The sequence below is a fragment of the Microbacterium resistens genome, from assembly GCF_031456305.1.
GTDB lineage: Bacteria > Actinomycetota > Actinomycetes > Actinomycetales > Microbacteriaceae > Microbacterium > Microbacterium resistens_A.
This window is the reverse complement of record NZ_JAVDUM010000004.1, coordinates 157,943-182,478: the sequence shown is the minus strand read 5'-3', so window position 1 is coordinate 182,478 and position 24,536 is coordinate 157,943. Positions and strand designations below refer to the sequence as shown.

The 24,536-nt window shown below is 72.1% G+C and carries 23 protein-coding genes; 9 read left to right on the top strand and 14 right to left on the bottom strand.

What is annotated here, in order from left to right; genetic code table 11:
- Positions 1-194 precede the first annotated feature (194 nt).
- Positions 195-503 (bottom strand): GNAT family N-acetyltransferase, encoded by a 309-nt coding sequence (locus J2Y69_RS06245; RefSeq protein ID WP_310018665.1) that lies wholly within the window; start codon positions 501-503, stop codon positions 195-197.
- A 345-nt stretch (positions 504-848) separates the two neighbouring features.
- Between J2Y69_RS06245 and J2Y69_RS06240 the strand changes: the two genes are divergently transcribed.
- Both J2Y69_RS06240 and J2Y69_RS06235 read left to right on the top strand, forming a co-directional pair.
- Entirely contained in the window at positions 849-1,598 is a 750-nt protein-coding gene (locus J2Y69_RS06240; protein WP_310018664.1) for a winged helix-turn-helix domain-containing protein, read from the top strand.
- A 69-nt stretch (positions 1,599-1,667) separates the two neighbouring features.
- On the top strand, positions 1,668-2,648 hold the full coding sequence (locus J2Y69_RS06235; RefSeq protein WP_310018662.1) for a DNA-3-methyladenine glycosylase family protein: 981 nt from the start codon (positions 1,668-1,670) through the stop codon (positions 2,646-2,648).
- 217 nt (positions 2,649-2,865) lie between these two features.
- Here the strand turns inward: J2Y69_RS06235 and J2Y69_RS06230 are convergent, their stop codons facing one another.
- From J2Y69_RS06230 to J2Y69_RS06215, 4 genes are all read right to left on the bottom strand, one after another.
- Positions 2,866-3,621, bottom strand: coding sequence for an iron ABC transporter ATP-binding protein (locus J2Y69_RS06230; protein WP_310018660.1), 756 nt, complete (start codon positions 3,619-3,621; stop codon positions 2,866-2,868).
- A complete protein-coding gene (locus J2Y69_RS06225; protein WP_310018848.1) occupies positions 3,618-4,640 on the bottom strand; it encodes an iron chelate uptake ABC transporter family permease subunit in 1,023 nt (340 codons plus the stop codon). Before J2Y69_RS06225 ends, J2Y69_RS06230 begins: the two co-directional genes overlap by 4 nt.
- A gap of 13 nt (positions 4,641-4,653) precedes the next feature.
- The gene (locus J2Y69_RS06220) at positions 4,654-5,640 is read right to left on the bottom strand and encodes an ABC transporter permease (protein ID WP_310018658.1); all 987 of its coding nucleotides are present in this window, start codon (positions 5,638-5,640) and stop codon (positions 4,654-4,656) included.
- A gap of 73 nt (positions 5,641-5,713) precedes the next feature.
- Positions 5,714-6,718 carry a siderophore ABC transporter substrate-binding protein gene (locus J2Y69_RS06215; protein WP_310018655.1) on the bottom strand — a complete coding sequence of 335 codons (1,005 nt, stop codon included), beginning with the start codon at positions 6,716-6,718 and terminating at the stop codon, positions 5,714-5,716.
- A 95-nt stretch (positions 6,719-6,813) separates the two neighbouring features.
- On the opposite strand from J2Y69_RS06215, the gene J2Y69_RS06210 reads away from it, so the two are divergent.
- On the top strand, positions 6,814-7,611 hold the full coding sequence (locus J2Y69_RS06210; protein WP_310018653.1) for a siderophore-interacting protein: 798 nt from the start codon (positions 6,814-6,816) through the stop codon (positions 7,609-7,611).
- A gap of 422 nt (positions 7,612-8,033) precedes the next feature.
- Positions 8,034-8,822 carry a 23S ribosomal RNA methyltransferase Erm gene (erm, locus tag J2Y69_RS06205; protein ID WP_396653047.1) on the top strand — a complete coding sequence of 263 codons (789 nt, stop codon included), beginning with the start codon at positions 8,034-8,036 and terminating at the stop codon, positions 8,820-8,822.
- Between the two features lie 15 nt (positions 8,823-8,837).
- On the opposite strand, the gene J2Y69_RS06200 is transcribed toward erm, so the two are convergent.
- The 3 genes from J2Y69_RS06200 to J2Y69_RS06190 form a co-directional block, all read right to left on the bottom strand.
- Complete coding sequence (locus J2Y69_RS06200) at positions 8,838-9,251, bottom strand: RidA family protein (RefSeq protein WP_310018651.1); 414 nt, start codon at positions 9,249-9,251, stop codon at positions 8,838-8,840.
- 141 nt (positions 9,252-9,392) lie between these two features.
- Positions 9,393-10,379 carry a hypothetical protein gene (locus tag J2Y69_RS06195; RefSeq protein WP_310018649.1) on the bottom strand — a complete coding sequence of 329 codons (987 nt, stop codon included), beginning with the start codon at positions 10,377-10,379 and terminating at the stop codon, positions 9,393-9,395.
- 72 nt (positions 10,380-10,451) lie between these two features.
- Complete coding sequence (locus J2Y69_RS06190; protein ID WP_310018648.1) at positions 10,452-11,414, bottom strand: alpha/beta hydrolase; 963 nt, start codon at positions 11,412-11,414, stop codon at positions 10,452-10,454.
- Positions 11,415-11,644: 230 nt separating this feature from the next.
- Between J2Y69_RS06190 and J2Y69_RS06185 the strand changes: the two genes are divergently transcribed.
- On the top strand, positions 11,645-12,055 hold the full coding sequence (locus tag J2Y69_RS06185; RefSeq protein WP_310018646.1) for a VOC family protein: 411 nt from the start codon (positions 11,645-11,647) through the stop codon (positions 12,053-12,055).
- Positions 12,056-12,101: 46 nt separating this feature from the next.
- Here the strand turns inward: J2Y69_RS06185 and J2Y69_RS06180 are convergent, their stop codons facing one another.
- Entirely contained in the window at positions 12,102-13,394 is a 1,293-nt protein-coding gene (locus J2Y69_RS06180; protein WP_310018644.1) for an MFS transporter, read from the bottom strand.
- Between the two features lie 102 nt (positions 13,395-13,496).
- On the opposite strand from J2Y69_RS06180, the gene J2Y69_RS06175 reads away from it, so the two are divergent.
- From J2Y69_RS06175 to J2Y69_RS06165, 3 genes are all read left to right on the top strand, one after another.
- Positions 13,497-14,189 carry a GntR family transcriptional regulator gene (locus J2Y69_RS06175; protein ID WP_310018641.1) on the top strand — a complete coding sequence of 231 codons (693 nt, stop codon included), beginning with the start codon at positions 13,497-13,499 and terminating at the stop codon, positions 14,187-14,189.
- Positions 14,190-14,306: 117 nt separating this feature from the next.
- On the top strand, positions 14,307-14,765 hold the full coding sequence (locus tag J2Y69_RS06170; protein WP_310018640.1) for a carboxymuconolactone decarboxylase family protein: 459 nt from the start codon (positions 14,307-14,309) through the stop codon (positions 14,763-14,765).
- Positions 14,766-14,812: 47 nt separating this feature from the next.
- On the top strand, positions 14,813-15,742 hold the full coding sequence (locus J2Y69_RS06165; RefSeq protein ID WP_310018638.1) for a sigma factor-like helix-turn-helix DNA-binding protein: 930 nt from the start codon (positions 14,813-14,815) through the stop codon (positions 15,740-15,742).
- Between the two features lie 101 nt (positions 15,743-15,843).
- Here the strand turns inward: J2Y69_RS06165 and J2Y69_RS06160 are convergent, their stop codons facing one another.
- Positions 15,844-17,310, bottom strand: a complete 1,467-nt coding sequence (locus J2Y69_RS06160) for an MFS transporter (RefSeq protein WP_310018635.1) — start codon at positions 17,308-17,310, stop codon at positions 15,844-15,846.
- An 82-nt stretch (positions 17,311-17,392) separates the two neighbouring features.
- Positions 17,393-18,046, bottom strand: coding sequence for a TetR/AcrR family transcriptional regulator (locus tag J2Y69_RS06155; RefSeq protein WP_310018634.1), 654 nt, complete (start codon positions 18,044-18,046; stop codon positions 17,393-17,395).
- A gap of 75 nt (positions 18,047-18,121) precedes the next feature.
- Here J2Y69_RS06155 and J2Y69_RS06150 point away from each other — a divergent pair, with 75 nt between their 5' ends.
- Complete coding sequence (locus J2Y69_RS06150; RefSeq protein WP_310018631.1) at positions 18,122-19,018, top strand: alpha/beta fold hydrolase; 897 nt, start codon at positions 18,122-18,124, stop codon at positions 19,016-19,018.
- A 41-nt stretch (positions 19,019-19,059) separates the two neighbouring features.
- Here J2Y69_RS06150 and J2Y69_RS06145 read toward each other — a convergent pair whose 3' ends face one another.
- The 3 genes from J2Y69_RS06145 to J2Y69_RS06135 form a co-directional block, all read right to left on the bottom strand.
- Complete coding sequence (locus J2Y69_RS06145) at positions 19,060-20,313, bottom strand: hypothetical protein (protein WP_310018629.1); 1,254 nt, start codon at positions 20,311-20,313, stop codon at positions 19,060-19,062.
- Between the two features lie 31 nt (positions 20,314-20,344).
- Entirely contained in the window at positions 20,345-21,685 is a 1,341-nt protein-coding gene (locus J2Y69_RS06140; RefSeq protein WP_310018626.1) for an alpha-L-fucosidase, read from the bottom strand.
- A gap of 132 nt (positions 21,686-21,817) precedes the next feature.
- Entirely contained in the window at positions 21,818-24,430 is a 2,613-nt protein-coding gene (locus J2Y69_RS06135) for an HtaA domain-containing protein (RefSeq protein ID WP_310018624.1), read from the bottom strand.
- Positions 24,431-24,536: the final 106 nt, after the last annotated feature.

Below are 24,536 nucleotides of genomic sequence, written 5' to 3'. Positions count from 1 at the left end.
CCCACGCTACGGAGGGGGTCCGACATCGCCGGCCAGGCGTGCCGCGAACCCGTGTTCGCGACCCCGCTGATGCAGCCGGTTGCGAGCACGGCCGACGCCGCTGGATGGGGCAGGGTCGGAGCGTCCGGCGTAACACGGCGTCATGGAGGGCCGCCCGCGGACGCCGCTCGACCGATGCCTTCGCGCGGGATCGCCTAGCGGCGGCGCAGCAGGTGCTGGTGCTCCGGGTGCGCGTCGAACCAGTCCGCCACGTACCAGCAGACGGCGTCGACCCGGCGGTCGCCACGTCCTTCGATGTCGGCGACCGCACCCGCGACGATCCGCGCGGCCTGCCCGGTTCCGCGGAAAGTCGGGATCGTGAAGGCCCTGGTGAGGGCGATCGTCCGCCCGTCGTCGCGATAGTCCAGCACGCTCACGAGGTCGCCCCCGCGCGTGAGGGAGTATCGCGAGGCGTCGTCCTCCCGGGTCAGGACGTATCCGTCGGGGAGGTCCGCACTGGTCATCCCGCCACGCTACGCCGCCTCGATCGCCATGGATTCGTTTTGACACGAACGGTCATCGTCCGACATAATCGGCCGCATGACCACCAACGCACTCCCCTTGTCCGCCCAGGAGGCGAACGGGACTGCCGGCATGATGATGGCCGGCTGCGTTGGCGTGTGTTGCCGAATGTGTCGCTGACCAGCCGCTCCGCCTGACTCGCTCCGCCGGTATCTCCGCGAGCCGAGTCCCTGGGCACTCACCCCGTGCCCATTCCCCGGCCCCTCCGGTCACTTCGCAACACCTCTCGATCCGTCGGCCCCGATAGACGCGGGCCACGGGTCCCCCTTCGCCAAGGACCCATCATCATGTCGAACATCGCCCTCCTCGAGCGCCCCTCCTCCGCCGTCGTCTCCCCCGCCCCGGTCCGGCTGCACGCCGTCCCCCGCACGCAGATCGACGCCCCCCAGCCGACCGAGCGCCCCGCCGAGCAGCAGCCGGCCGGCGACCAGCCCGCCGCGCGCTCGCCCCGCGGCTTCGCCCTGTACGTCGGCCTCGACGAGCTGAAGGCCGCGACCTCCGGTGTGAGCCTGCCCGTCCTCGTCGACGCCCTCCGCCGCACCCTCGCCGAGCTGGCGCCGGAGGCGGAGACCCACGCGACGGTCGCCCTCGCGCCGCAGAGCGCCGGCGGTCGCGATCTGGACGTCGTGCGCCTCGCCCTCCACGAGCCCGGCGCGATCGCCCGCGCCAAGGCCGGATCCGAGGAGAGCGCGGAGGACCGCGGCGGCGTCGTCGTCGACATCTCCCGCAAGCGCGTGCTGCTGGACGGCGAGTCCGCCGCGTTCACCTACAAGGAGTTCGAGCTGCTGCAGTACCTCGTGCTGCGCGAGGGGCGCACGATCGAGCGTACCGAGCTCGTGTCGGCCCTGTGGCAGGCGCCCGGCGACGAGACGCCCGGCGAGCGCACGATCGACGTGCACGTGCGCCGTCTGCGCGCCAAGCTCGGCCGCTACGAGGACATCGTCCGGACCGTGCGCGGCGTCGGCTACCGCTTCGACCGCCACGCCGACGTCTCCATCCGCTACGGCCACGGCACCCCTTCGCCCGACCGCGTCTGACGATCCGGCCCTCGCCGCCCGCCGAGCTCGCCGCCCTGTGGTGTCGGTCCTCCGACGTAGGGTGAACGGATGACCGTGACGGCAGAGGCGCTCGACGCCGGAGAGCCCCTGCGCGGCTCCCTGCCGCGCGAGGCCCCCGCCGTGCGGGAGACGGTCTACCGGCCCCCTCATCCGCTCGATCTGACCGCGACCGTCGGCGTGCTGCGCCGCGGACCCCGCGATCCCACGATGGCGATCGACGGCCCGGTGATCTGGCGCGCGTCGCGCACCCCCGACGGCGTCGCCCTGCTCGCACTGCGCATGGTCTCGGGCGAGGTCCGCGCGAGCGCCTGGGGTCCCGGCGCTGAGCACGCCATCGCCCTGGTCCCGCGGCTCTGCGGGGCGGATGATGATCCGTCCTCGTTCGACCCGTCTCCCCATCCCCTCCTCGCCGAGGCCGCCCGCCGCGCGCCCGGCCTGCGTCTGACGCGCACCGACGCCGTCTTCGAGGCGCTGGCCGGTGCCGTCCTCGAACAGAAGGTCACCGGACTGCAGGCGTTCGGGGCCTGGCGCTCGCTCGTCTCCCGTTTCGGGGAGGCGGCACCGGGGCCCGCCCCGCGGCCTCTGCACGCACCGCCTCCCGCCGAGACGTGGCGGCGCATCCCGTCCTGGGCCTGGCACCGCGCCGGCGTCGAGCCGCCCCAGTCACGGACGATCGTCCGCGCCGCCGAACGAGGGGACCGGATCGAGCGGGCCGTGCACGCTGCGACCGACGGCCCCGCCCGCGACGCCGTGCTGACCGGGCTCCCCGGCGTCGGCGCGTGGACCGCGGCGGAGACACGGGCCCGCGCGCTCGGCGACCCCGACGCGGTGAGCGTCGGTGACTACCACCTCGCCCACGAGATCGGCTTCGCGCTCACCGGCCGCCGCACCGACGACGCGGGGATGCTCCAGCTCCTCGCCCCCTGGGCGGGGCACCGTCAACGGGTGATCCGCCTCATCCGCGGCAGCGGCGTCGCAGAGCCCCGGCGCGGGCCGCGCCTCGCCCCCGAGGACCACCGCCGACGCTGAGCCCCGCCCTCCGAACCTGCCCCGCCCGGCCCGGCCATCCGGCCCGCCCCGCACCACCCCGAGCGGCCGGATGGCGGGAGACATCGGCTTCCGGACACCGCCCGGCGGGGATTCTCCATGCAGATGGCCGCCCCCGATACGCCGCACCTGCACGCCGCAGCCACATGCCGTAGCCGCACCCCGGGCGCGTCGGCCGGTCGGCCGGCCGGCGGGCCGCTCAGTAGTAGACCGCGAGCGGGCCGTTCGGCCCATCGATCACGCGGACGGCGGTGTCGAAGACGCGAGTGAGCACCTCGTCGGTCATGATCTCGTCCGGCGGACCGAACTCGACCACGCCGCCGTCCTTCATCGCGCAAATCCGGTCGGCGTAGTGCCCGGCGAAGTTGATGTCGTGGAGCACCACGATGATCGTGCGCCCAAGCTCCTCGGCCGCCCGCCGGAGGTGCTTCATCATCTGCACGGCGTGGCGCATGTCGAGGTTGTTCAGCGGCTCGTCCAGCAGCACCACCTCGGTGTCCTGCGCGAGCACCATCGCGACGTAGGCCCGCTGACGCTGCCCGCCGGAGAGCTCGTCGAGATAGCGCGACTCCAGGGCGCCCAGGTCGAGGAAGTCGATCGCGCGGCTCACGATCTCCTCGTCCGCGCGGGTCAGACGCCCCCGCGAGTAGGGGAAGCGGCCGAACCCGACGAGCTGGCGAACGGTCAGGCGGGTGACGAAGTGGTTCTCCTGCCGCAGGATCGAGACGACCCGCGCGAGCGTCTTCGACGGGGTCCTCGCCACGTCGTGCCCGGCGATCTCGATCGATCCCGCATCCATCCCCATCAGCCGGCCGATCATGGTGAGGAGCGTCGACTTCCCCGCGCCGTTCGGCCCGATGAGAGCGGTGATCCCGCCCTCCGGGATCACGAGGTCGACCGGCCCGATGGCCACCTCCGTGCTGTAGTTCCTGGCGACGCCGTCGAGCGTGATCACAGGCGGCCCTTTCTGAGGATGACGATGAGGAAGACCGTGCCGCCGACGAGCTCGATGATGATCGAGACCACGCCCTGCGCATAGAAGAGGTTCTTCATGACGAAGTAGGCGCCGCCGAGCACGGTGAACGCGGTGAGCACGGCGACGGGGAACACGAGTCGGTGATCGAACGAGTCGGCCAGCTGGTAGGCGAGCGTCGCCACGAGGAATCCGAGGAAGGTCATGGGGCCGACGAGGGCGGTCGAGCACGCCATGAGCACGGCGACGAGGAAGAGCGTCTGCATCAGCTCGCGGCGATGCCCGACTCCGAGGGCGTTCGCGGTGTCGGAGCCGAGCGCCATGACGTTCAACCGGCGCGCGCGGACCCATAGCAGTGCTCCCGCGACGAGGCACAGCGGCGCGGCGACCGGCAGATAGGACGCGTCCGCGTTCGCGATGCTGCCGAACAGCCGCGCGGCGAGCACGTCGAACTCGCTGGGCGAGAGCAGCCGCTGCATGAAGGTGGACACGGCGCCGAGGCCGCCGCCGAGGATGATCCCGATCAGCAGCATGATCTGGAGGTTCCCGTAGCGGCCGGAGAGCAGCCATCCGTAGAGCAGCATCGCGAAGCCGACCATGAGGGCCACCTGCAGCACGAACTGCCCGACCCCCTGGAGCGCGATCACGCCCGCGATGCCGAGGAGGTAGACCGAGGTGGTCTGCACCGCGACGTAGAGCGACTCGAATCCCATGATCGATGGGGTGATGATCCGGTTGTTCGTCACGGTCTGGAAGCTCACGGTCGCGATCGCCTGACTGAAGGCGACGACGCCGATGACGACGAGGTTCTCCACGCGGAGCTGGGCGATGCGCCAGAAGCCGCCCGTGCCGAAGGGCATCGGATTGCCGTGCACGAGGAGGCCGACCGCGGATCCGACGGCGAGGAGCGCGAGAACCGTCAGGACCACAGCGTAGCGGACACGCGCGCGCCGGGTCGGCAGGGCGTCCGACCGGCGGGGACCTGTGGCCAGCGGCGGCATGAAGACGTCGGCCCTAGCCACGACGGCGCTGCCTCAGGACGAGGAGGATGAAGACGGCCGCGCCGACGATCCCGAGGATGAGCGAGACCGGGACCTCGAAGGGCATGATGATCGTGCGCCCGACGAGGTCGCAGACCGTCACGATCGCGATGCCGAGCAGGCACACCCACGGCAGGTTGCTGCGCAGATCGTCGCCGCGGATCATCGAGACGATGTTGGGGACGATCAGGCCGAGGAACGGCAGGTTCCCGACGACGACGGTGACGACGCCGGTGGAGAGCGCGATCAGCACGGTGCCGAGGAGGATGACCCGGTTGTAGTTCAGCCCGACGTTGGTCGCGACCTCCTCGCCGAGGCCGGCGACGGTGAACCGGTCCGCGACGACGAACACGACCACGCCGACGACGGCGACGATCCAGAGCATCTCGTACTGTCCGCGCAGCACCGAGGTGAAGCTGCCGGCGAACCAGACGCCGAGGCTCTGCAGCGCGTCCGCCTGCAGGGCGATGAAGGTGGAGACCGATCCGACCACCGCGCCGAGCATGATGCCCACGATCGGGACGATGAGGGACGAGCGCAGGGACACGCGGCGGAGGAAGAGGAAGAAGACCATCGTGCCGAGGAAGGCCGCGAGCACCGCGCCCGTCATCCGCAGCGCGATGCTCGCCTGGGGGCTGAGGATCATGACCGTGAGCAGTCCGAGGCCCGCCCACTCGGTCGTGCCGGTCGTCGTCGGCTCGACGAAGCGGTTCTGCGTGAGCAGCTGCATCACGAGGCCCGACATCGCCATCGCCGCGCCGGCGAGCATGAGCGCGACGGTGCGCGGGATGCGGGTGATGGCGAACATCTCGCCCCCGCCTTCTCCGCCGACCACGTCGTAGACGCCGGTGAAGAGCGAGAGCACGAGGAGGCCGGCGACCAGGAGGACGCCGATGAGCAGCTTCGGATCGAACAGGCGCCCCCGCGATCGGGTCGCGGGGGCAGCGGGAGCGGTCGTCATGAGAGGCGCGGGACGCGGACGGATGACCGGCCGGCGGGACGGGTCCGGACGACCGGACCCCGTCCCGGGCCGCTCAGCCCTTGGCGCCCTTGGCGCTCTTCTCGAACGCGTCGGCGAGGTCGTTGAGGAAGGTCGTGTACGTCTGGATGCTCTCGTTGAGGTAGGTGTCGGAGGGCATGTAGACGATCTGCTTCTTCGTCACCGCGGTGACGCCGGCGAGGGCCTCGGAGCCCTCCAGGATCTCGGCGGCGGGCTTGAAGGACGGCTCCTTGGCGCTGAAGGAGGCGTCACGGTCCATGACGAGGATCCAGTCGGGGTTGGAGGTGGCGATCGCCTCGACCGAGATGTCGTCGCCCTTGTGGTTGGTGCTCGCCTCCGGCACCTCGAGCGCCGGCGTCATGCCGATGAGGTCGAAGATCGGGCCGAGCGTGCGGCCGACGGTCGGCGCGATGTAGCCGATCTCACCGCCGGAGGTGTTGACCGCCATGACCTTGTCGGCCTTCTGATAGGCGTCCTTCGCCCGGTCCACGGCCGCGTCGAAGTCGGCGACGAGCTTCTCGGCCTCCTTCTGCTTGCCGAAGATCTCACCGAGCACGGTCACCTGCCGGCGCAGCTCCTCGTCGAACGGCTTGCCCTCACGCGGGTCGAGCTCGATCACGGTCGCGTCGGGAACGAGAGTGACGAGGTCGTCGTGGAAGGAGGCGAAGCGCTGGCCGTTGATGATGAGATCGGGCTCCGCGGCCACGACCGTCTCGAGCTTGGGCTCGATGTGGTTGCCGAGGTCGAGGATCTTCTCGTCCTTCTTGTACGGGGAGGAGTCGGGCATGAGCGCGACCGCCGCCGCCTTCAGCTCGATCCCCCAGTCCGAGAGGGTCTGGAAGGTGCGGTTGTCGGTGGCGACGACCGCCGTCGGCGGAGTCTTGATCTCGTGCGTGCCGTTGTTGTCCTCGATGGTGACCGACGAGGCCGCGGGCGCCGATGCGGTGGGCGCCGTTGCGGGTGACGCCGAGCACCCGGCGATCGCGAGGACGGAGGCCGCACCGAGAGCGGTGGCGGCGAGGATTCTGGGCACGGACATGGAGAGACTCCTGTTCTGCGGTGTGGGGGTCTGCCAGGTGGAGACAATGTAGGTAAGCCAATCCTAACCTGACGTGATCAGGCTAGCCTAGAGGCATGACTTCGTCGAACCCGACTCCCGCCCCGCCCTCGGCACCGACGTCCTCCGCGTTCACGATCGAGCGGCAGCGGCTCGATCTGCGCTTCCGTACCGTCACCCTCGCCGCCCGCGAATGGCTGGCCCCGGCCTACGTGCGCGTCCGGCTGCAGGGCGGGGATCTCTCGGGCTTCACCTCCCTCGGCGCCGACGACCACCTGCGCCTGTTCTTCCCTGCGACGCCGCCGGCGACGGTCGAGGAGATGCGCGAGGCGCCGAGCCGCGAGTACACGCCGCTCGCCTGGGGCGAGGATTGGCTCGACGTCGAGTTCGCGGTGCACGGGGACGAGGGGATCGCTGCCCCCTGGGCGGCCACGGCTCCGCTCGGATCCGTGGTCGGCGTAGGCGGACCCCGGGGATCCGCCGTGGTCACCGGCGCGCCGGGAGGGTGGTTCCTCGCGGGCGACGAGACGGCGATCCCCGCGATCCGACGCTTCGCCGGGATGATCGGGGGCGCACCGGCGCGCATCGTCGTCGAGGTGCGCTCCGCGGAGGATGAGCTCGATATCGACGCACCGGTCGACGTCGAGTGGCTGCACCGCGGCGACGCCCCCTCCGGCTCGGCGCTCATCGACATGCTGGACGGCCTCGGCGAGGCAGACGCCCCGGGCGCCGATCCGTTCTGCTTCATCGCGGCGGAGCAGGCCGTCGTCAAGCCCGGCCGCGCGCTGCTCGGCCGCTGGGGCGTCGACACGGACCATGCCGTGGTGAAGGGCTACTGGAAGCGCGGCGAGGCCGAGTACCACGCCCCGCACTGAGCACCGCCGGAGCGCGTCGTGGTGTGAGCGCCGCTGTCCGACCCCTCACATCCTGAGCCGCTCACGCCCTCGCGGGGATCGCCTACACTGGCAGGCATGGGAACGATAAGCGAGGCATGCGTCGGCGTGTGCTTCTACGGCTTCCGCGACCGCCGCGCCTGACGGCGCGATGACGCTCGCCTAGCCTGCCGCTCGCGCCGTACCCCCGGTCATCGCACCCGGGGAGCGGTCCTCCGTCGAACCCCGCGTTCGCCGTCTCCGGACGGCGTCGACGCCCATCCGGTCCACCGACCCGCTCGCCGGGTGCTCCATCCTCTTCTCCGGGAGCACCCATGCGTCGCCATTCCTCGTCTCACCCGTCCGACCGCCCCTCCGACCCGCGTTCTGCACACGGTTCCGTGCCGCGTTCTGTGCACAGCTCTGTGCCTCGTTCTGACCCGCGTTCCGTGCACGGTGGCCGGCATGAGCTCGGCCAGAACTTCCTCGCCCATCGTCCGACCACGAGGACCATCGCCTCGCTCGTCGCCGCCACCGAGGGGACGATCCTCGAGATCGGACCAGGAGACGGCGCTCTCACCGGGGAGCTGGCGGAGCTGGGCCGGCCGCTCACCGCCGTCGAAATCGACGAGCACCGAGCGCGGACCCTCCGCGAGCGGTTCGGCGGGCGGGCGGGCGTCGATGTCCGCTGCGCGGACGCCCTCCGGGTGCCCCTGGACGCGGCGGTGCTCGTCGGGAACATCCCGTTCCATCTCACCACCCCGCTGCTGCGGCGCATGCTGTCCTCCGGCGCCTGGCGGCATGCGGTCCTGCTGACGCAGTGGGAGGTCGCCCGGAAGAGGGCCGGCGTCGGCGGATCGACCATGCTGACGGCGCAGACGGCGCCCTGGTTCACGTTCGCGCTCCACGGAAGGGTCCCCCGCGAGCGGTTCCGCCCCGTCCCCTCCGTCGACGGCGGGATCCTCGGGATCACCCGCCGTGGCTCGCCCCTGGTGCCGCTCTCGGAGCGCGGCGGGTATGAACGGTTCGTCCGCGGCGCCTTCACCGGGGGCGGGCGAGGACTGCGCCGGATCCTGGAGAACGCCTCACGCCGTCCGGCCGGAGAGGTCCGCGCCGCACTCTCCCGCGCGGGGATCCCCGTCGGCGCGCTGCCGCGAGACCTTGCGCCCGAGGCGTGGGCCGAGCTGTGGCGGCTCCTCGGAGCACGGCGCTGATGCCCTCTATCCGGCTCAGCCCTCCGGGTCGACGACGGCGGCGATCGCCTCGATCTCCACGAGCTGATCGTCGTACCCGAGGACCGTGACGCCGAGGAGCGTGCTCGGCACATCGTGCGCACCGAACGCATCGCGCACCACCTCCCAGGCCGCGACGAGATCGGCCTGGGCGCTCGATGCGACGAGCACGCGGGTGCTGATGACGTCGGTCAGCCCCGCGCCGGCATCGGCCAGGGCGCGCCGGAGAGTCTCCACGCACCGAGCCGCCTGCCCCGCATAGTCACCAACGGCCGCGGTCGACCCGTCATCCTCCAGCGGGCAGGCGCCGGCGAGGAAGATGAGCCTGGCGTCCTTCGGAGCGGTGGCGGCATAGGCGTACTCGGCGACGTCGGAAAGGGATGCGGAGCGGATGAGCGTGACGGCGGTCATCCCTCCATCCTGCCCCCGCGCTGCTCATTCCTGCTCGCGCGGCGGAAACCTTCGCAGCGCGAACAGGAAACGACAGCGCGAACGGGAAGGGCGGCGCGGGCAGGACAGCACGGAAGGACGGAACAGCAGGGGCGACGAGCGTCACACGAGCCTTTCGAGCAGCCGCGCCACCTCGTAGCGAAGGCGACCCTGGCGGGAGCGAGGGTCATAGCCCAGCTGTCGCGTGAGCGTCTCGTGTCTGGACTGGAGCGTGCTGTGGTGCAGCCCGAGGGACGCCGCCGCCGCTCGTACGCTCTCCGCCTCCACTAGCTCGTCCAGGAGCTCACGAGCGCGCGGATCCAACGCAATGATCGCGTCGACATCGGGATGCCGCGGCGTCGAAGGATCGTGCGCGCGCACGAGCTGCATCGCCGCACCGAGATCGTCGGCGCAGCACACGGGGTGCCTCGCGTCCGTGATCCTCAAGGCGGCGCGGGCATCGATCCAGGCCTCCGGGAGCCGCTCGATCGACTCCGCCGCCGCGTGTCCGCCGACGGCGGGCACCGCCCCCGCCGGCGCGATGACGGCTCGCGCGAGGCCATAGGGCCCCGCCAGCACCGCCGACGGACCGGGCGGGGCATCGGCGTCGGCATCGGCATCGAGCGGCAGCGCGGCCACACGGAACGGTCCGCCGCCGATGCGGAGCCGCGTCGCGGCGACCGCGCGCTCATCGGCCGAACGCGCTCCGTCCAGGACGATCTCGACCGATCCGGGCTCGGCTCCAGGGCGGCGGGTGTCGACGATCGCGACGGCGAGCGAGAGGCGTTCGAGGATCATCGCGTCGTTCGCGTGCGCCGCCCCCTCCCGCTCGATCCACACCCTGCGTCCTCCGGCGGCCGACGCCGGCCATCCCTGGGACGACCACCCCTGGGACGAGGCGCTGCCCACGGCTCGCCCGCCGGCGTCCATCCGCGCGATCCGCCCGTCGAGCTCGCCGCCGACGACGGCACCGCTGAGAAGCGCCGCGGCGCGGAGGAGCGCATCGATGCCGGCACCGCCCGCGACGAGCGCATCGAAGTACGAGATGACCTTGAGCGACTCGCTCGCATCGGGATCGAGCGCCGTCAGTCGTCCGGCGAGTTCCTGCATGGCGGCTCCTCTGTGCCGGCCAGTCTAGGCCGCGGAGACCGGCGGCTCGCCGGACTCCGCGGGGTCAGGGGGTCAGCGGCCGAGCATGCGGGCGATCCAGCTGTCGCGCGCGGCGACGGCCGCCTGCGAGATCGCGGCCTGAGGGACCATCTCGAAGCCATGAAAGCCGCCGGCCCACACGTGGAGCTCGGCCTGTCCGCCCGCCTCCCAGATGCGGGTCGCGTAGGCGACATCCTCGTCGCGGAAGACCTCGGCGCTGCCGCAGTCGATGTAGGCGGGCGGCAGCCCGGACAGATCGACGGCGCGTCCCGGGGCCGCGTAGATCGACACGTCGTCCGTCCCCCTGCGGTCGCCGAGCAGCGCACTCCAGCCGACCACGTTGCTGCCGCGGTCCCACACTCCGACCCCGTCGATCTGCCTGGTCGAGACCGTGGTGTCGCGATCGTCGAGCATCGGGCACATGAGCAGCTGCGCGCGGAGAGCGGGACCACCGCGGTCGCGGGCGAGCAGGGCGGTCCCGGCGGCGAGCCCACCGCCGGCGCTCCCGCCTCCGATCATGAGCCGGTCGAGGTCGACGCCCAGCTCCGCGGCGTGCGCCGCCGTCCAGACCAGGCCGGCATAGCAGTCCTCGACCGGCGTGGGATCCGGATGCTCGGGGGCGAGTCGGTACTCCACCGTGACGATCACGGCGTTGAGCTCGTGCGCCCAGCGCGCGAGGCCCGCGACGCCGGCCCAGCGGTCGCCCACGATCATTCCGCCGCCGTGGGCATGGTAGATCCCGGGACCCGTGCCCGTGCGGTCGGGTCGCTGGATGATACTCAGCACGATCTCCGCGCCGTCGTGGCCCGAGATCGTCACGTCCCGGGTCACGAGCCCGGCATCCTCGATCGTCTCGCGTCCGCCCAACGCCAGGGGCACCGCCCGCATGGCCGGGATCATGTCGACCGTGAGCGTCGCGGGCATGTTCTCGCGCATGATGCCGAGGGCTGCCTCGAGCTCCGGATCGAAGGGCGGCCGGATCGTCGTCGATGTCATGTGAACTCCTTCGTCCATGGTGAGCGACCTATGCATCCCATCTTGCGGACGATGCCGCACGATGGGCACCCGCCGTGCGGCCGCGCTCGGCGTCCGCGGCACCGCCATCCGGCGGATCGGCGCGCAACGACAAGCCGGCACGAGGAGGGGATTGCGGATGTCGGAGGCCGCGCGGAGACTTGCTCCTGCACGGCACAGGCCGCGACATCCGATCGCCAGAAGGAGCAGTCATGCCCTCGCTCAACCCCTACCTCTCGTTCCGCGACAACGCCCGCGCAGCGATGGAGTTCTACCAGCAGGCGCTGGGCGGAGAGCTCGACGTCTCGACGTTCGAGGCCTTCCCCGACATGATCCAGGACCCCGGCGAGAAGGATCTCGTCATGCACGCCCAGCTCACCACCCCCGACGGCCTCGTGCTGATGGCCTCCGACATCCCCAGCGTCATGCCGTACGTCGCCCCTCAGGGCATCTCGGTCTCCCTCAGCGGCACGGACACGGTCGCCCTGCAGGACGCCTGGACGAAGCTCTCCGACGGCGGCACCGTCACCATGCCGTTCGTGGAGGCGCCGTGGGGAGGCCTCTTCGGCATGTTCACCGACAGGTTCGGCATCGACTGGATGATCTCCGCAGGCCAGGACTGAGACCGACCGGCCGCCGCATCGGCAGGCACCTGTGGTGCAGGGGCGGCTATCGCGTGGGCTCCCCCGCGCCACGGGCGTCCCCCATCGCGGACGGCCCCGACAACTCGTCGGTCCCGGCGAAGTCGAACCGGTCATCGGCCGGGACGAGCGGTCGCGCCAACGCCGGTGCCACGGCCAGCAGCGCGAACGCCCAGGGCGCACCGACCAGCCCGATCAGCGCGCCGACCACCGGGCCGACGGCGGACGCGACGAGGTACTGCCCCGTATTCTGCACGCCGAGGGCACGCCCCGCCCAGTCCCCGCCGGCTGCCTCCGCCACGGAGGTGAACGCGACCCCGTTGTCGGCCACGCTCACGACCGTCGCGATCACGAACACGATCGCGGCGACGGCGTCGACCCGGAGGAGCCCCGCTCCTCCCACGGCGAGCATCGCCACGGCTCCTGCGATCGAGACGGCGCGAAGGACGCGGACGCGGCTGCCGACGCGGTCGCTCACCGCCCCGATCAGGATGCGGCCGAGCGCACCGATGAACTGCGCGGCGGCGACCAGGACGCCGGCGGCCGTCGCGTCCCATCCGAGGTCCGTCACCAGCCACACGACGCCGAAGATCGACAGGGCGAACTGCGGGACGACCAGCAGCGCGGATACGGCGTGGATGCGCCAGAGGAAGGATCCGGAGCGATAGGGATTCCCGCTCATCGCGCCCGGCGAAGACCCTCCAACACCGCTTCGTCCCCCGCCCCGGTTTCGTCCCCCGGCCGGCTTGCGTGGCGGGTTGCGGATCCCGAGCGCGCACAGCACCGCGAGCACGCCAAGGAGCACGGCGGAGAAGGTCATGGTCGCCGCGATCCCTCCGCCGTCGACGAGGATCGGAACGAGGATCGCCGCGACGGAGACGCCGAGGGGCTGCGCGATCTGCCGGACACCCATCGCAAGCCCCCGGCGCTCGCGCGGGAACCAGCCGATCACCACTCGTCCGCTCGCCGCGTTCACGCTCGCCGAGGTCGCGCCGCCGAGGAGCAGGAGGATCCCCAGCGGCAGCGGGTCGGCGACGCCGATCGCGAGCGCGGCGACCAGGGCGCTGAGGCCGAGGCCCGCCGCGATGACGATCCGCTCGCCGAAGCGGTCGGCCAGCGCGCCCCAGAGCACCATCGTCAGGACGAGCCCCACGGTCGGCGCCGCGGCGAGCGCGCCGCCCGCGACCAGGGACATGCCCTGCGCATGCAGGTGCGGGAGGAGGAAGGCCGGCGTGCTCACCAGCACGGTGCCTGCGGCCTGCGCCGCGACGCCGAGGGCGAGCATGCCCCAGGCCCGCAGGGATGCGCCTTCTCCGGCCATGTCGTGCCCTTCTCCGTGGATGCCCCCGGGGAGGCGTGGATGGGATATCGTCAAGGTACACCAACTTGGGATCCCAAGATTCCCTCCCCGATTCGAGGACGAATGCCCGCCCTGACACCCGACCTCGCCGACGCCTCCTCGGTGCACGACCGCCTCCGCCAGGCCATCCTCTCCCTGGACTACATCCCCGGGGAGCGCCTGACCGAACGGGGCCTGGAGGCGGACCTCGGCTCGTCCCGGACGCCGATCCGCGGCGCGCTGCTGCGCCTCGAGGCCGAGGGGCTGGTGCGCAGAGAGGGGCGCGGATGGACGACGGCTCCCATCGACCTCGCCGAGATCCGGGCGCTGGCCGAATATCGCGAGGGTGTGGAGGTCGCCGCGATCCGGCTCGCCTGCGCACGAGCCTCGGACGACGACCTCGCCGCCCTCCGCTCCGGCCTGGAGGCGACCGACGAGGAGGACGTGCTCGGGCACGGAAACGGCTTCCATGAGGTCCTCGGCCGCCTGTCCGGCAACCCCTTCCTCGCCGAGGCGATGTCCGGCGTCATGACCCGACTGCTGCGCCCCCGCTGGCTGGAGGCGCGCACACCCGACTCCCGGATGCAGGCGGTGGACGAGCACCGCGCCATCGTCGATGCCCTGGCCGCCCGGGACGCGGACGCCGCCGCGACGCTTGCCGTCGCCCACATCCGCACCACCACCGCGCGGATCCTCGCCACGCTCGCCGAGGAGCGCCGGCGCCTCCGGGGCAGAGGGCTCGCGATCATCGACAGCGGGACGACGACGGAGGCCTGATCCGAGGACTCGCCGACGGGGATGTCACACTTCGCCCTCCTCCCCCGACTTCTCCTATGACGGCCTCATGAGGACCCGCGATCCCCGCGGACCGGGCCGATGGAGGAAGGACTCGGGATGACGAGGATCGAGATCTCGCGGACCAACAAGCTCGGCTACGCGGCCGTGCTCGGCATGGAGGCGTACGCGCGGAAGGCCGTGGACACCCGGCTGTACGAGCTCATCAAGCTCCGCGCGTCCATCCTGAACGGCTGCGGCTACTGCGTCGACATGCACGCGACCGACGGCGCGGCGCACGGCATCCCTCAGCGGACCCTCCATGCCGTGGGCGCGTGGCAGCACGCGCGGGCGCTCTTCGAGGAGCGGGAGCTCGCGGCCCTCGCCCTCACCGACGCGGTGACGAAGCTCGGCCCCGACACCGTGACCGATGAGATCTGGGACGCCGCGGCCGCGCACTTCGACGAGGGCGAGCTCGGCGCGATCGTCCTCGCGATCTCGGTCATCAACGTCTGGAACCGCATCGCGATCGCGACGGAGATGGCGCCGCCGGTGGACGCGAAGAACCCGATCGTGTGACCGCACGGCCGGACGCCCCTGTCGCCGACCGGGGCTAGCGTGGAGGCATGACCGCGCCCACGCCTGCCGCGCACGCATGGGCGGACGAGCGAGGCCGCCTCCTCGGCATCGCCTACCGGATGCTCGGCGACTTCGGGCTCGCCGAGGACGTCGTCTCCGAGGTCGCGATCGAGGCTCTGCGGCAGGAGCGGGACGGCGCGGCGCCCGTCCGCTCCTGGCCCGCCCTCCTCACGACCATCTGCGTACGCCGGTCGATCGACCTCGTGCGCGGCCTCGCCGCATCCCGCGAGGAGTACACCGGACACTGGCTTCCCGAGCCGGTGGCGACCTCCCGGCTGCCGGAGGAGGCCGTCGCCGATCGCGAGATGCTCTCGATCGCCCTGCTCCACGTCGCCGAGCAGCTCGCGCCGGAGACCCGTGCCGCGGTGGTCCTCCATCGTGCGTTCGGGATGACGGCCGGCGAGATCGGCGAGATCCTGGAGAGATCGCCCGCCGCCGTCCGTCAGCTGATCTCCCGGGGCGAGCGGCGCCTGCGGATCGATCCGGAGGCCGACGCGCCCCGATCCCTCGCCCGCGACGACCTCGCGCGCCTCGTGGAGGCGATCGGGAGCGGGGACGTGGCCGGCGTCACCGCCCTGCTCGCCCCCGATGCGATCCTCTGGGCGGACGGCGGAGGCCAGGTCCGCAGCGCCCTGAACCCCGTGTTCGGCGCGGACCGCATCGCCCGGTTCTTCGTCGGCATCCTCCAGAAGGCGGCACGGGAGGCATCGCGGGAGGCGGCGTGGGAGGCATCATGGGAGGCAGCGCCCTCCTCGATCGGAGCGGTCCTCATCGACGTCAACGGGGAGCCGTCGATCGCATTGCGCCTGTCCGGCCGCACCGACATCCTCGGGATCGAGGCCGATGCCAACGGCCGGATCACGGGCCTGCGCCAGATCGGCGCCCCCGCCAAGCTGCGCTTCGCCTTCCCCGCCTGACCCGGGTTGACCTAGGGCACTGACAGCGCCTGGCCGACGCAACTCCGCCGGATCGATTCACTCTCGAAGGACCGAATCGACGGATCGGTCCGACCTCGTCGTCATGATCCGACAGGATGCATGACAGCACCCTCAGTCCGCGGGGAGCGAGGGGTGCCGCTCCGCCGTGGGGCGGAGGGGATCAGGAAAGCCAGCACGAAGGCGACGGCCGCCGCCGCGATCCCGAGCACGAAGGAGAGCTGGAAGCCGTCGGCGCTCGGCATCCCGGTCCCGCTCTGCGCGCTGGATGCCGCCAGCACCGCCCCCATCACCGCGGCCGCCGTGCTCGTCCCGAGCGACCGGCAGAGGGCGTTCAGACCGTTCGAGGCGCCGGTCTCGTTCTGCGGGACGGAGCGCATGATGAGCATCGGCATCGAGGCGTAGCCGAATCCGATGCCGACGCCGATCAGCAGGTTCGCGAACAGGATGTGCCAGACCTCGGTGTGCAGCACGATCGTGAAGGCGTAGGCGGCGATGAGCGAGGCCGCGCCGACGAGGAGCAGGACCTTGGGCCCGATGGCCCTGGCGATCCGCCCCGCCGCCGGGGAGAGCAGCATCATGAGGATGCCGGACGGCATCACGACGAGGCTCGCGATCAGAAGCGGGAGGCCGAAGCCGACCCCGGAGGACGCGGGCATCTCCAGCAGCTGGGGGTAGACGACGTTCGAGGCGAACAGGGCGAAGCCCATCCCGATCGAGGCGAGGTTCGTCAGGAGGACGGGCCTGCGGGCGGCGACGCGCAGATCGAGCAGCGGCTCGCGCACGCGCAGCTGGTACCAGGCCCACAGGACGAGCAGGACGACGCCGCCGATCCCGCAGCCGAGCGTCGCCGGGCTCAGCCAGCCCCACTGGTCGCCCCGGGAGACCGCGAGCAGGATCCCGATCAGGCCCGCACTGAGGCCGAGCGCGCCGAGGAGGTCGAACCGGCCGGCGTCGCGCAGCACGCTCACCGGCACGATCCACAGCACCAGGCCGAACGCCGCGGCGCTCATCGCGGCGGTCACCCAGAACAGCACGTGCCAGTCGGCGTACTCGGTGATCAGCGCGCTGACCGGGAGCCCGAGCGCCCCGCCGACGCCCAGGGTCGAGCTCATCATGGCGATGGCCCCGTCCACGCGGTGCGCGGGCAGCACGTCGCGCATGACCGCGATGCCGAGCGGGATGACCCCGGCCATCGCGCCCTGCAGCGTGCGCCCGAGGACCACGCCGAGGATCTGCGAGGACAGTGCGACGACGATCGAGCCGACCGTCGTGATCACCAGGAGCCAGAGGATGATCCGGCGCTTGCCGTACATGTCCCCCAGCCGCCCCGCGATCGGCGTGATCACCGCGGAGGCGAGCAGCGTGGCGGTGACGACCCACGCCGTGTCCTCCCTGGCGGCACCGAGCAGATCGGGGAGCTTCGCCTGGATCGGCACGACGAGCGTGAACAGGAACGAGGCGCACAGCCCCGTGGCCAGCAGCACCGCGACGATCGCGCGGTGCGGCGACGGACGGGACAGCCGCCGACGCTCCTCTTCCGTCCCCATCAGGGCACCCGGTTCGTCGACGACATCACCTTCGAGTCTACGGGCGCGCGGAAGGACGGGCTCCGCCGGCCACCCCGACGCTTCAGGCGTCGAGTGCGCGCATCGACTCCGCCGAGGCGCCCGCGGCCAGCAGCCGCTCCCTCATCGCCGCGGCGGCCAGCGCGTAGGGTCGGTCGTCCCGGAGGAGGAGCGACCGGGCGTTCGCCTGCTCGTTGAGCGCCGCGAGCTCGAAGGCGAGCACCTCCGCACCCTCCTCGTCGAGCACGAGCTCCCCGGCACGGACGGCGGCGCGCACCTGCGCCCCGAGATACCCGTACCAGTCCACGAGCGCCTCGCGCACCGCGTCGCGCACCGGACCGGGCTTGGAGTCCATGTCCGCGGCGGCGGCGGCGAAGAAGCACCCGCCGGTGAAGACGCGGTCCCGCGAGTAGTCCAGCGCGTTGCGCAGCAGGGCCGAGAGCCGGCGGACGCCGCGCGGCTCGTCCCTCGCGGGCTCCATGATGCGGTCGACGAAGATCTGCCGTGCTGCGGCGACCGCGGCGAGCTGCACGCCCTCCTTGCCGCGGAAGAGCGTCGCGATGCCGCTCTTGCTGAGGCCCGACGCCTCGGCGAGCCGGCCGATCGTCAGCCCGTCGAGACCGTCGACGGAGGCGAGGTCGGTCGCGCTCCGCAGGACCGTCCGGCGCGAGGCGTCGCCCCGCGCCCGTCTTCCGTCATCGATGCGCTGATCGGTCATCGCTCTAGTATACGAACGATCGTTCTTATACTATGCGTACGACCGTTCACCTTCTTTCGTCCCGCAGGAGTCCCCATGCCCCGCAGCGATCAGCTCATCCGCTCCGCCCTCCGGGCCTCCGGAGCGGTCTCCCCCGCCCTCGGGGCCTCCCTAGCGCTCCGGACCTTCTTCGCCACCGCCCCGCGGATGGCCGTGCGCGAGGCCGATGCCGCCACCGATCTCGACGCACGGCGCCGTCGCGTGACCGTCCGGGGGAACGAGGTCGTCGCCTATCAGTGGGGCGACGGCACCGAGACCGCTCTCCTTCTCCACGGCTGGCGGGGACGCGCGTCGCAGTTCTCCCCGCTGGTCCGGGAGCTCGTGGCGGCGGGCCTCCGGGTCGTCTCCTTCGACGCCCCGGCCCACGGCGCCTCGAAGGGACGCCGGACCGACATCCGCGACTGGCTGGAGGCGGTCCGGCTGCTCGACGACGGCACGGGCTTCGACACCATCATCGGGCACTCGTTCGGGGGCCTCGCCGCCCTCACCGCCGCACGTCACGGGGTGCGCGCCCGTGCCGTCGCGGTCGTCTCGGGAGCGGCGAGCCCCGCAGCCTTCCTCCGCGTGTTCGGTGAGGGCCTGGGCCTCGACGCCGCCACACGGGCCCGGTTCGAGGAGCGGTTCCGCGCCCGGATGGGCGTGGACGCCGCCGACCTCGTCGCGCAGTACGACGCGGTGGCCGATCCCCTGCCGCCCGGCGTCGAGCTCCTCGTCGTCCACGATCGCGCGGACCGCCAGATGCCGGACACGGACGCGCTCCGTCTCCACGAGGCCCATGGCGGCCGGTCGACGCTGCTGCGCACCGAGGGACTCGGGCACTCCCGCATCCTCGCGGACGACCGCGTCCTGGACGCCCTGGTGTCCCTGACGACCGGACAGGTCACGGCGCCCGAGAACGCCGCCAACGCTGCCCCACCCGTCTCCTCGACCTGAGCGTCGCGTCGCCGGTCGCCGGGTCGCAGGTCGCAGGGGCGTCAGAGGGCGCGGGCGCGTCCGTCCCGGCGTCGGCGCGACGCGGGCACTGCCTCCCGCTGCACCGCGGTGCGGATCGCGAGGGCGTCGCGCACGGCGATGGCCCTCCGCATGTCGGCCATGATCGGATCGAAGAACCGCTCCCGATACCGCTCCTCGCTCACCGCGGAGAAGACGAAGGGCAGCGTCGCGATGAGCGAGAGCAGCGCGGCGGCCTTGATCAGGTTCACCGTGATCGGGAGCACCGCGTTCCCGACGACCAGCCGTTCGACGGGCAGCGGCTGATCGGCGCTCCCCGGGCCCACCCACAGCTCCACGACGCCGATGGGGATGGCGATGCTGCCGATCAGGACCAGGAGCACCCAGAGCAGGAACGCGAAGAAGAGGGCCTGGAGCAGCTGAGCGAAGGCCATGACGAGGAGGATGTTCGCGCGCTGCACGACGCCGAGCCTCCGCCGGGGAAGCGGCGCATCGCCGTGGTCCTCGGCCGGTGTTCCGACCAGGAGCTCCGTGCGCTCCTCGGGCACCCGCGGGGCGTCGTCGATCTCGGAGGCGCAGACCCGCAGCACCACCAGGACCGCGAGCGCTCCGACGACCGCTCCGACGAGTGCGAGCGATGGCCACCGCAACGCCGAGGCCATCTGCCAGACCTCGGCGGAGAAGAAGGCGAACACCACCAGCATCAGGATGACGGGAAGCGCGATGGACGCCATGTGCCCGATCGCGGAGGCGTTCCGGATAGCGAGGCGCGAGGCCCAGGAGACGAAGGCGCCTCCGCCGATCCCGATGATCAGCACGCAGACCGCGGCCAGCCCGATGGCCTGGAAGGCGGGGCTCACCGTCGCCCGGGGGTTGGCGAGGTACCCGCCGACGACGAGCGCGGCGATGCAGCCGACGATTAGCAGCGAGGCCAGGACCGTGCCGACCGCGGGCGGCAGCCGGCGAAGGAGCGCCCGCGCGAGGAGGTAGCCGATCCAGGCCGCGGCCGCGGAGAGCGCGATCACCAGGACGAGCATGGCGACGATCGCCCAGTCGTTCGCGCCGAAGATCTCGATCGTCACGTCGATGGTGTCATCGACGCCGTCCTCCAGCAGGTACGCGATGACCGTCACCCAGACGAGGAGCGGGGCGACGCGGCGGGGGAGGTCGGTGAACCAGCGCCGGAGGGGGACGAAGGTGGGCAGCCCCAGCTCGCGAAACCAGCGGTCGGCGATGCGCGTCGCGATCACGGCGCTCCGCCGCCCGGTGGAAGACATGCCCCGACGATACGGCACCGCGGCAGCCCCGCTACTCCGGCGCCTCCGTCGAGGCCTGATACCCCTCCGGCAGGCGGGGCACGATCGGCGAGGCGGTCGCCGGGTGGACGAGCACCTCGGCGAGCTCGACGTCCCGATCCGTGCGGACGGTGAGCGCCGACAGCAGCACGGGCCCGGCGGATGGCCCGGAGGATTCGGAGAGGGGATGGATCCGGCGGACGCCGATCGACCCTCCGCGGGCGAGGAGCGCACCCTCGCCGTCCATATCTCCCTCCACCCCGTTCCTGACCTCGTGCGCCGTCGCCCGCTGCCCCTGTTCGAGCGCCTCGCGCAGTTCGAGATGGCCGGCCTCGACCGGCCACGGCAGCACCGCGTCCCAGACGCCGGGCCCGCGCGGCGTGAGGCGGGTAGCGACGGGCGCGCCGAACCGAGCGTCCAGCTCGCGGCGGAACTCCCCGATCCTCCGGAGGTCGCGCTCGTCGATCAGCCCGCTACGGGAGGGCGGGACGTTCAGGAGCAGGTTCGCGCCGAGCCCGATCGAGGCGAGATGGATGGCGAGGAGGTGGTCGAGCCCCTTGGGCTCCTCATCCTCGTGCCAGAACCATCCCCGGCGGATCGAGACGTCGCACTCGGGCGGGAGGTAGATCCGGGTCGGCAGGGATGCCGCACCCGTGACGTACTGGCTGAGGGGGACGGAGTCGGCCGTGTAGTCGACGGGATCGGCCGCCAGGCCGTCCTCGTTGCCGATCCAGCGGATGGTCGGCTCCCCCATGTTGAAGATCATGGCGTCCGGCTGATGCCGGCGGACGATCTCCATGTACCGGGGCCAGTCGTAGACCCGCCCCTCCGACCCCGCGCCGTCGAACCACACCTCGACCAGGTCGCCGTATCCGGTCATCAGCTCGGTGAGCTGGGCGGCGTAGAGGTCGTCGTAGCGCTCCGGGTCGTCGTACTCCGGCGCATGCCGGTCCCAGGGAGAGAGGTACAGTCCCAATCCGAGGCCGTGGGCGGCGCAGGCCTTCGCGAGCTCGCCCACCACGTCTCCCGCCCCGCCCCTCCACGGCGACGAGGCGACGGAGTAGTCGGTGGTGCGTGTGGGCCACAGGCAGAAGCCGTCATGGTGCTTGGCGGTGAGCACCACCGACGCCGCGCCCAGCGACACGGCCGCCCGTGCCCACTGCTCCGCGTCGAGAGCGGACGGATCGAAGATCGACGGCGGGAGCGAGCCGTCGCTCCACTCGCGCCCGGCGAACGTGTTCACCCCGAAATGGACGAACATGCCGAGGCCTGCCCGCTGCCAGCGGAGCTGCGCGGGCGTCGGTCGTGGTCGCGTGGTCCGATCCTGCATGCGCCCTCCCTCATCGGTCCTCATCGGCGGGTGTCTGCCCGGGATCGTATCGTCCGGCTGGACGACAGGGAAAGGCGGAGAAGAGGGGGAGCGCCCCGAGCCTCTCGACCCGGGGCACTCCCCCTCTTCATGCCTCCCTGCGTTATGCGGGTGCGATCAGACCTCGGTCAGCCGGCGACGACGCACAGCGACGAGCACGATGCCCGCCAGCAGCATGACCGCGCCGAACCCGACCGCGCCGAGGTCCGCCTCGGCACCGGTCGTCGCCAGCCCGCCGCCCGCCGCCGCCCCGCTGGTCGACGAGTCGCACGGAACCTGCGCGCCGAGCGGGAACGTGAAGGACACCGCGTCCAGCGCCGCCCCCGCGGAGTAGAAGCCGGCGAACGCCTTGGCGCCCTCGGCCGTGAGCGTCGCCGAGGCGCCGGACCACGAGATCTCCCCTCCGGAGGCGGAGGCCGCCGGCAGCCCGAGCGTCGCGAAGGCGACTCCCGCGGTGTCGATGTCGGGAGACCCGTTGTAGCCCTTCGAGCGCACGTCGAGGAACAGGGTCGCGGAGGAGCCCGTCACGCGGATGCGCGGGTTCGAGAGCGACAGATCGAGCTTCCCGCCGTGTCCCGAGAAGTGCATCCCGCCGTCGTAGGAGACGCTGCCGTTGCCGGTCTCGGTGCTGTAGGCACCCGACCCGCTGCCCCATCCGCCGGAGACCGATCCCTTGGCGATCGGGCCGTTGATGTAGCTGGTGAACGACGCCTTGACGCCCCAGCTCAGCGACGCACCGCCAACCTCGGAGGCCAGGCACACCGGCTGGGCCGGCGGCGTCTTCGTGGGTGCGGAGACCGCCTGGACGGTGAGAGCGGCCGCCGCCGTGACGCCGCCCGCGGAGGCGGTGACGGTGTGCGCGCCCGCCGCGATGTCGGCGGGCAGGGTGCCCGTGACCGAGAAGACGCCGGACGGGCCGACGAGCGCCGTGCCGAGGACGAACGCCGAGGAGTTCACGGTCACGGTCGCCTGGCTTCCGGCCGGGAAGCCGGTGCCGGTCACCGTGAGCGCCTCCCCGGCGCGCAGGGAGTCCGAGCTCAGCCGGATCGCAGGAGTCGCGGGACCGGTCTGCTCGGCGACGGTCACCGCGGCGAAGGAGTCGAGGGAGCGGTCGGTCTGCGAGAGCCCGTGCGCGGCCGAGGTGGCCACGTGGTAGGTCTTCCCCGGAACCAGGGAGCCCGCCGGGATCGTCAGCGTCGTCTGGAAGGAGCCGGCGGCGATGTCCTTCGGCATCACCCAGCCCTGTGCGACCCACCCGTCGGCCGGAAGCGGTCCGCCGCCGTTCCAGACGGAGGTCTCACCGAACAGGACGTAGGCGCCGTTGGCGGCGCCGGGCCCGGTGAAGCCGGTGCCGGCGATCGTGATGACGTTGTCCACCCCTGGGTCGAGCTTCTCGGCAGGGGTCACGGTGATCGCGGGGCCCGTGGGCTCGGGGACGACGACGTCGCCCGCGTAGTTCACGGGGGCGGAGAGCTCCTGCTCCGCGTTGACCACGCCGCCGGCGGCGTACGTGTAGACGCCCCAGGTGCCGCCTCCGAGCGCGGAGGAGAAGTCCTTCGCGGTGAGCGTGGCGGTGAACGATCCGTCCGCGGCGATGGGCGCCCACTGCGCCCGAACCGCGTCCTGGTAGCGCGGCGGGACCTGGTTCAGCACGTCCTCGGCGAGCGCCCACTTCTGGTCGACCGCCTTGCGCGCCGAGCCGGGGGCTCCGGCCGAGGGCTGCCAGGCGTCGAGGAACGAGCCGAGCACGACGTAGGTGCCCTGCGGCAGGTCGGCGGGGATCGGCGCACCGCGGCCGCCGACGTTCGCTGCCGGGTCGAAACCGGTGCCCTTCACGACGAGCTGGTCGCCCGTCCGCACCTCCTGGCCGGCGTAGGGCGTCGTCCCGTCCGCGAGGAAGACGCGGATCTGCGGGTCGAACTCCAGCTCGGGGTCGGTGCCGCCGACGATCTCGTGCGGCACGACGGCGCTGTCCGAGGGCGCGGACACGGCCGCGTCCGCCGGCGCGAACGACGCGCTGAAGCCGGTGACGCCGGCCTCCAGTCCTTCGGCGACGACGGTGGCGGTGCCTCCGGAGAGGGCGACCCGATCGGCCACGGCGGTGGACTCACCGGCGCGGTGCGCGAAGAACGTCACCGATCCCGCGGCGTCCGCCGGCGTCACCGTCGCGGTGAGGGTCACGGGTACACCGGGAGCGGAGCTGCCCTGCGGGTCGACCGCGAGCGTCGTCGTGGTCGACGACGGCTCGGGCGCCGCGTAGGCGACCGCCGTGATCGTGTTCTGGCTGGGATCGGCGAACCCCTGACCGTGGGCCTTCGAGGTGTAGAGCGCCCACTCGACGCCGTCCGCATACGCCGGGATGTCGAGGGTCACCGTGAAGGTGCCGTCCGGGTTCATCGGCGCCGTGGGGCCCGCCTCGCTCTGGCCCTCCTGGTTGCCCGGGGCGATCCAGACGACCTGCTGCAGGCCGCTCGCGCCCTGGTAGAAGCCCGGCAGCCCTGCGGGGCCGAGGCCCAGGTAGACGCCCGGCGAGGTGCCGGCGAAGCCGGATCCCGTCACGGTGACGGTGCCGCCGGCGCGGGGCGCCTCGGCGATCGTCACCGCCGGGGAATCCGCCGCCGTCGCCGGCGCTGCTCCGGCCACGGCACCGGCCACGGCCAGCGCCGCGGCCGTCAGCGCCGCGAGCAGGCGCGTGCGCGCGGGGCGCAGCGCCTTGGGGGTATGGGACACGGTCTCCTCCTCGGATCGAGCGCCGTCATTCTGGCGCCATAGGTACGGGAAAGTCAGGTAAGCCTAACCTTATTTATGGAGCTTACTGAGGTTACCCTTACCTGGC

Bases quoted from the DNA above. Each gene is read 5' to 3' on its own strand.
- J2Y69_RS06245 (WP_310018665.1), bottom strand. From the start codon at position 503: ATGACCAGTGCGGACCTCCCCGACGGATACGTCCTGACCCGGGAGGAC.
- J2Y69_RS06240 (WP_310018664.1), top strand. From the start codon at position 849: ATGTCGAACATCGCCCTCCTCGAGCGCCCCTCCTCCGCCGTCGTCTCC.
- J2Y69_RS06235 (WP_310018662.1), top strand. From the start codon at position 1,668: ATGACCGTGACGGCAGAGGCGCTCGACGCCGGAGAGCCCCTGCGCGGC.
- J2Y69_RS06225 (WP_310018848.1), bottom strand. From the start codon at position 4,640: ATGCCGCCGCTGGCCACAGGTCCCCGCCGGTCGGACGCCCTGCCGACC.
- J2Y69_RS06220 (WP_310018658.1), bottom strand. From the start codon at position 5,640: ATGACGACCGCTCCCGCTGCCCCCGCGACCCGATCGCGGGGGCGCCTG.
- J2Y69_RS06215 (WP_310018655.1), bottom strand. From the start codon at position 6,718: ATGTCCGTGCCCAGAATCCTCGCCGCCACCGCTCTCGGTGCGGCCTCC.
- J2Y69_RS06210 (WP_310018653.1), top strand. From the start codon at position 6,814: ATGACTTCGTCGAACCCGACTCCCGCCCCGCCCTCGGCACCGACGTCC.
- J2Y69_RS06200 (WP_310018651.1), bottom strand. From the start codon at position 9,251: ATGACCGCCGTCACGCTCATCCGCTCCGCATCCCTTTCCGACGTCGCC.
- J2Y69_RS06195 (WP_310018649.1), bottom strand. From the start codon at position 10,379: ATGCAGGAACTCGCCGGACGACTGACGGCGCTCGATCCCGATGCGAGC.
- J2Y69_RS06190 (WP_310018648.1), bottom strand. From the start codon at position 11,414: ATGACATCGACGACGATCCGGCCGCCCTTCGATCCGGAGCTCGAGGCA.
- J2Y69_RS06185 (WP_310018646.1), top strand. From the start codon at position 11,645: ATGCCCTCGCTCAACCCCTACCTCTCGTTCCGCGACAACGCCCGCGCA.
- J2Y69_RS06180 (WP_310018644.1), bottom strand. From the start codon at position 13,394: ATGGCCGGAGAAGGCGCATCCCTGCGGGCCTGGGGCATGCTCGCCCTC.
- J2Y69_RS06175 (WP_310018641.1), top strand. From the start codon at position 13,497: ATGCCCGCCCTGACACCCGACCTCGCCGACGCCTCCTCGGTGCACGAC.
- J2Y69_RS06170 (WP_310018640.1), top strand. From the start codon at position 14,307: ATGACGAGGATCGAGATCTCGCGGACCAACAAGCTCGGCTACGCGGCC.
- J2Y69_RS06165 (WP_310018638.1), top strand. From the start codon at position 14,813: ATGACCGCGCCCACGCCTGCCGCGCACGCATGGGCGGACGAGCGAGGC.
- J2Y69_RS06160 (WP_310018635.1), bottom strand. From the start codon at position 17,310: ATGGGGACGGAAGAGGAGCGTCGGCGGCTGTCCCGTCCGTCGCCGCAC.
- J2Y69_RS06155 (WP_310018634.1), bottom strand. From the start codon at position 18,046: ATGACCGATCAGCGCATCGATGACGGAAGACGGGCGCGGGGCGACGCC.
- J2Y69_RS06150 (WP_310018631.1), top strand. From the start codon at position 18,122: ATGCCCCGCAGCGATCAGCTCATCCGCTCCGCCCTCCGGGCCTCCGGA.
- J2Y69_RS06145 (WP_310018629.1), bottom strand. From the start codon at position 20,313: ATGTCTTCCACCGGGCGGCGGAGCGCCGTGATCGCGACGCGCATCGCC.
- J2Y69_RS06140 (WP_310018626.1), bottom strand. From the start codon at position 21,685: ATGAGGACCGATGAGGGAGGGCGCATGCAGGATCGGACCACGCGACCA.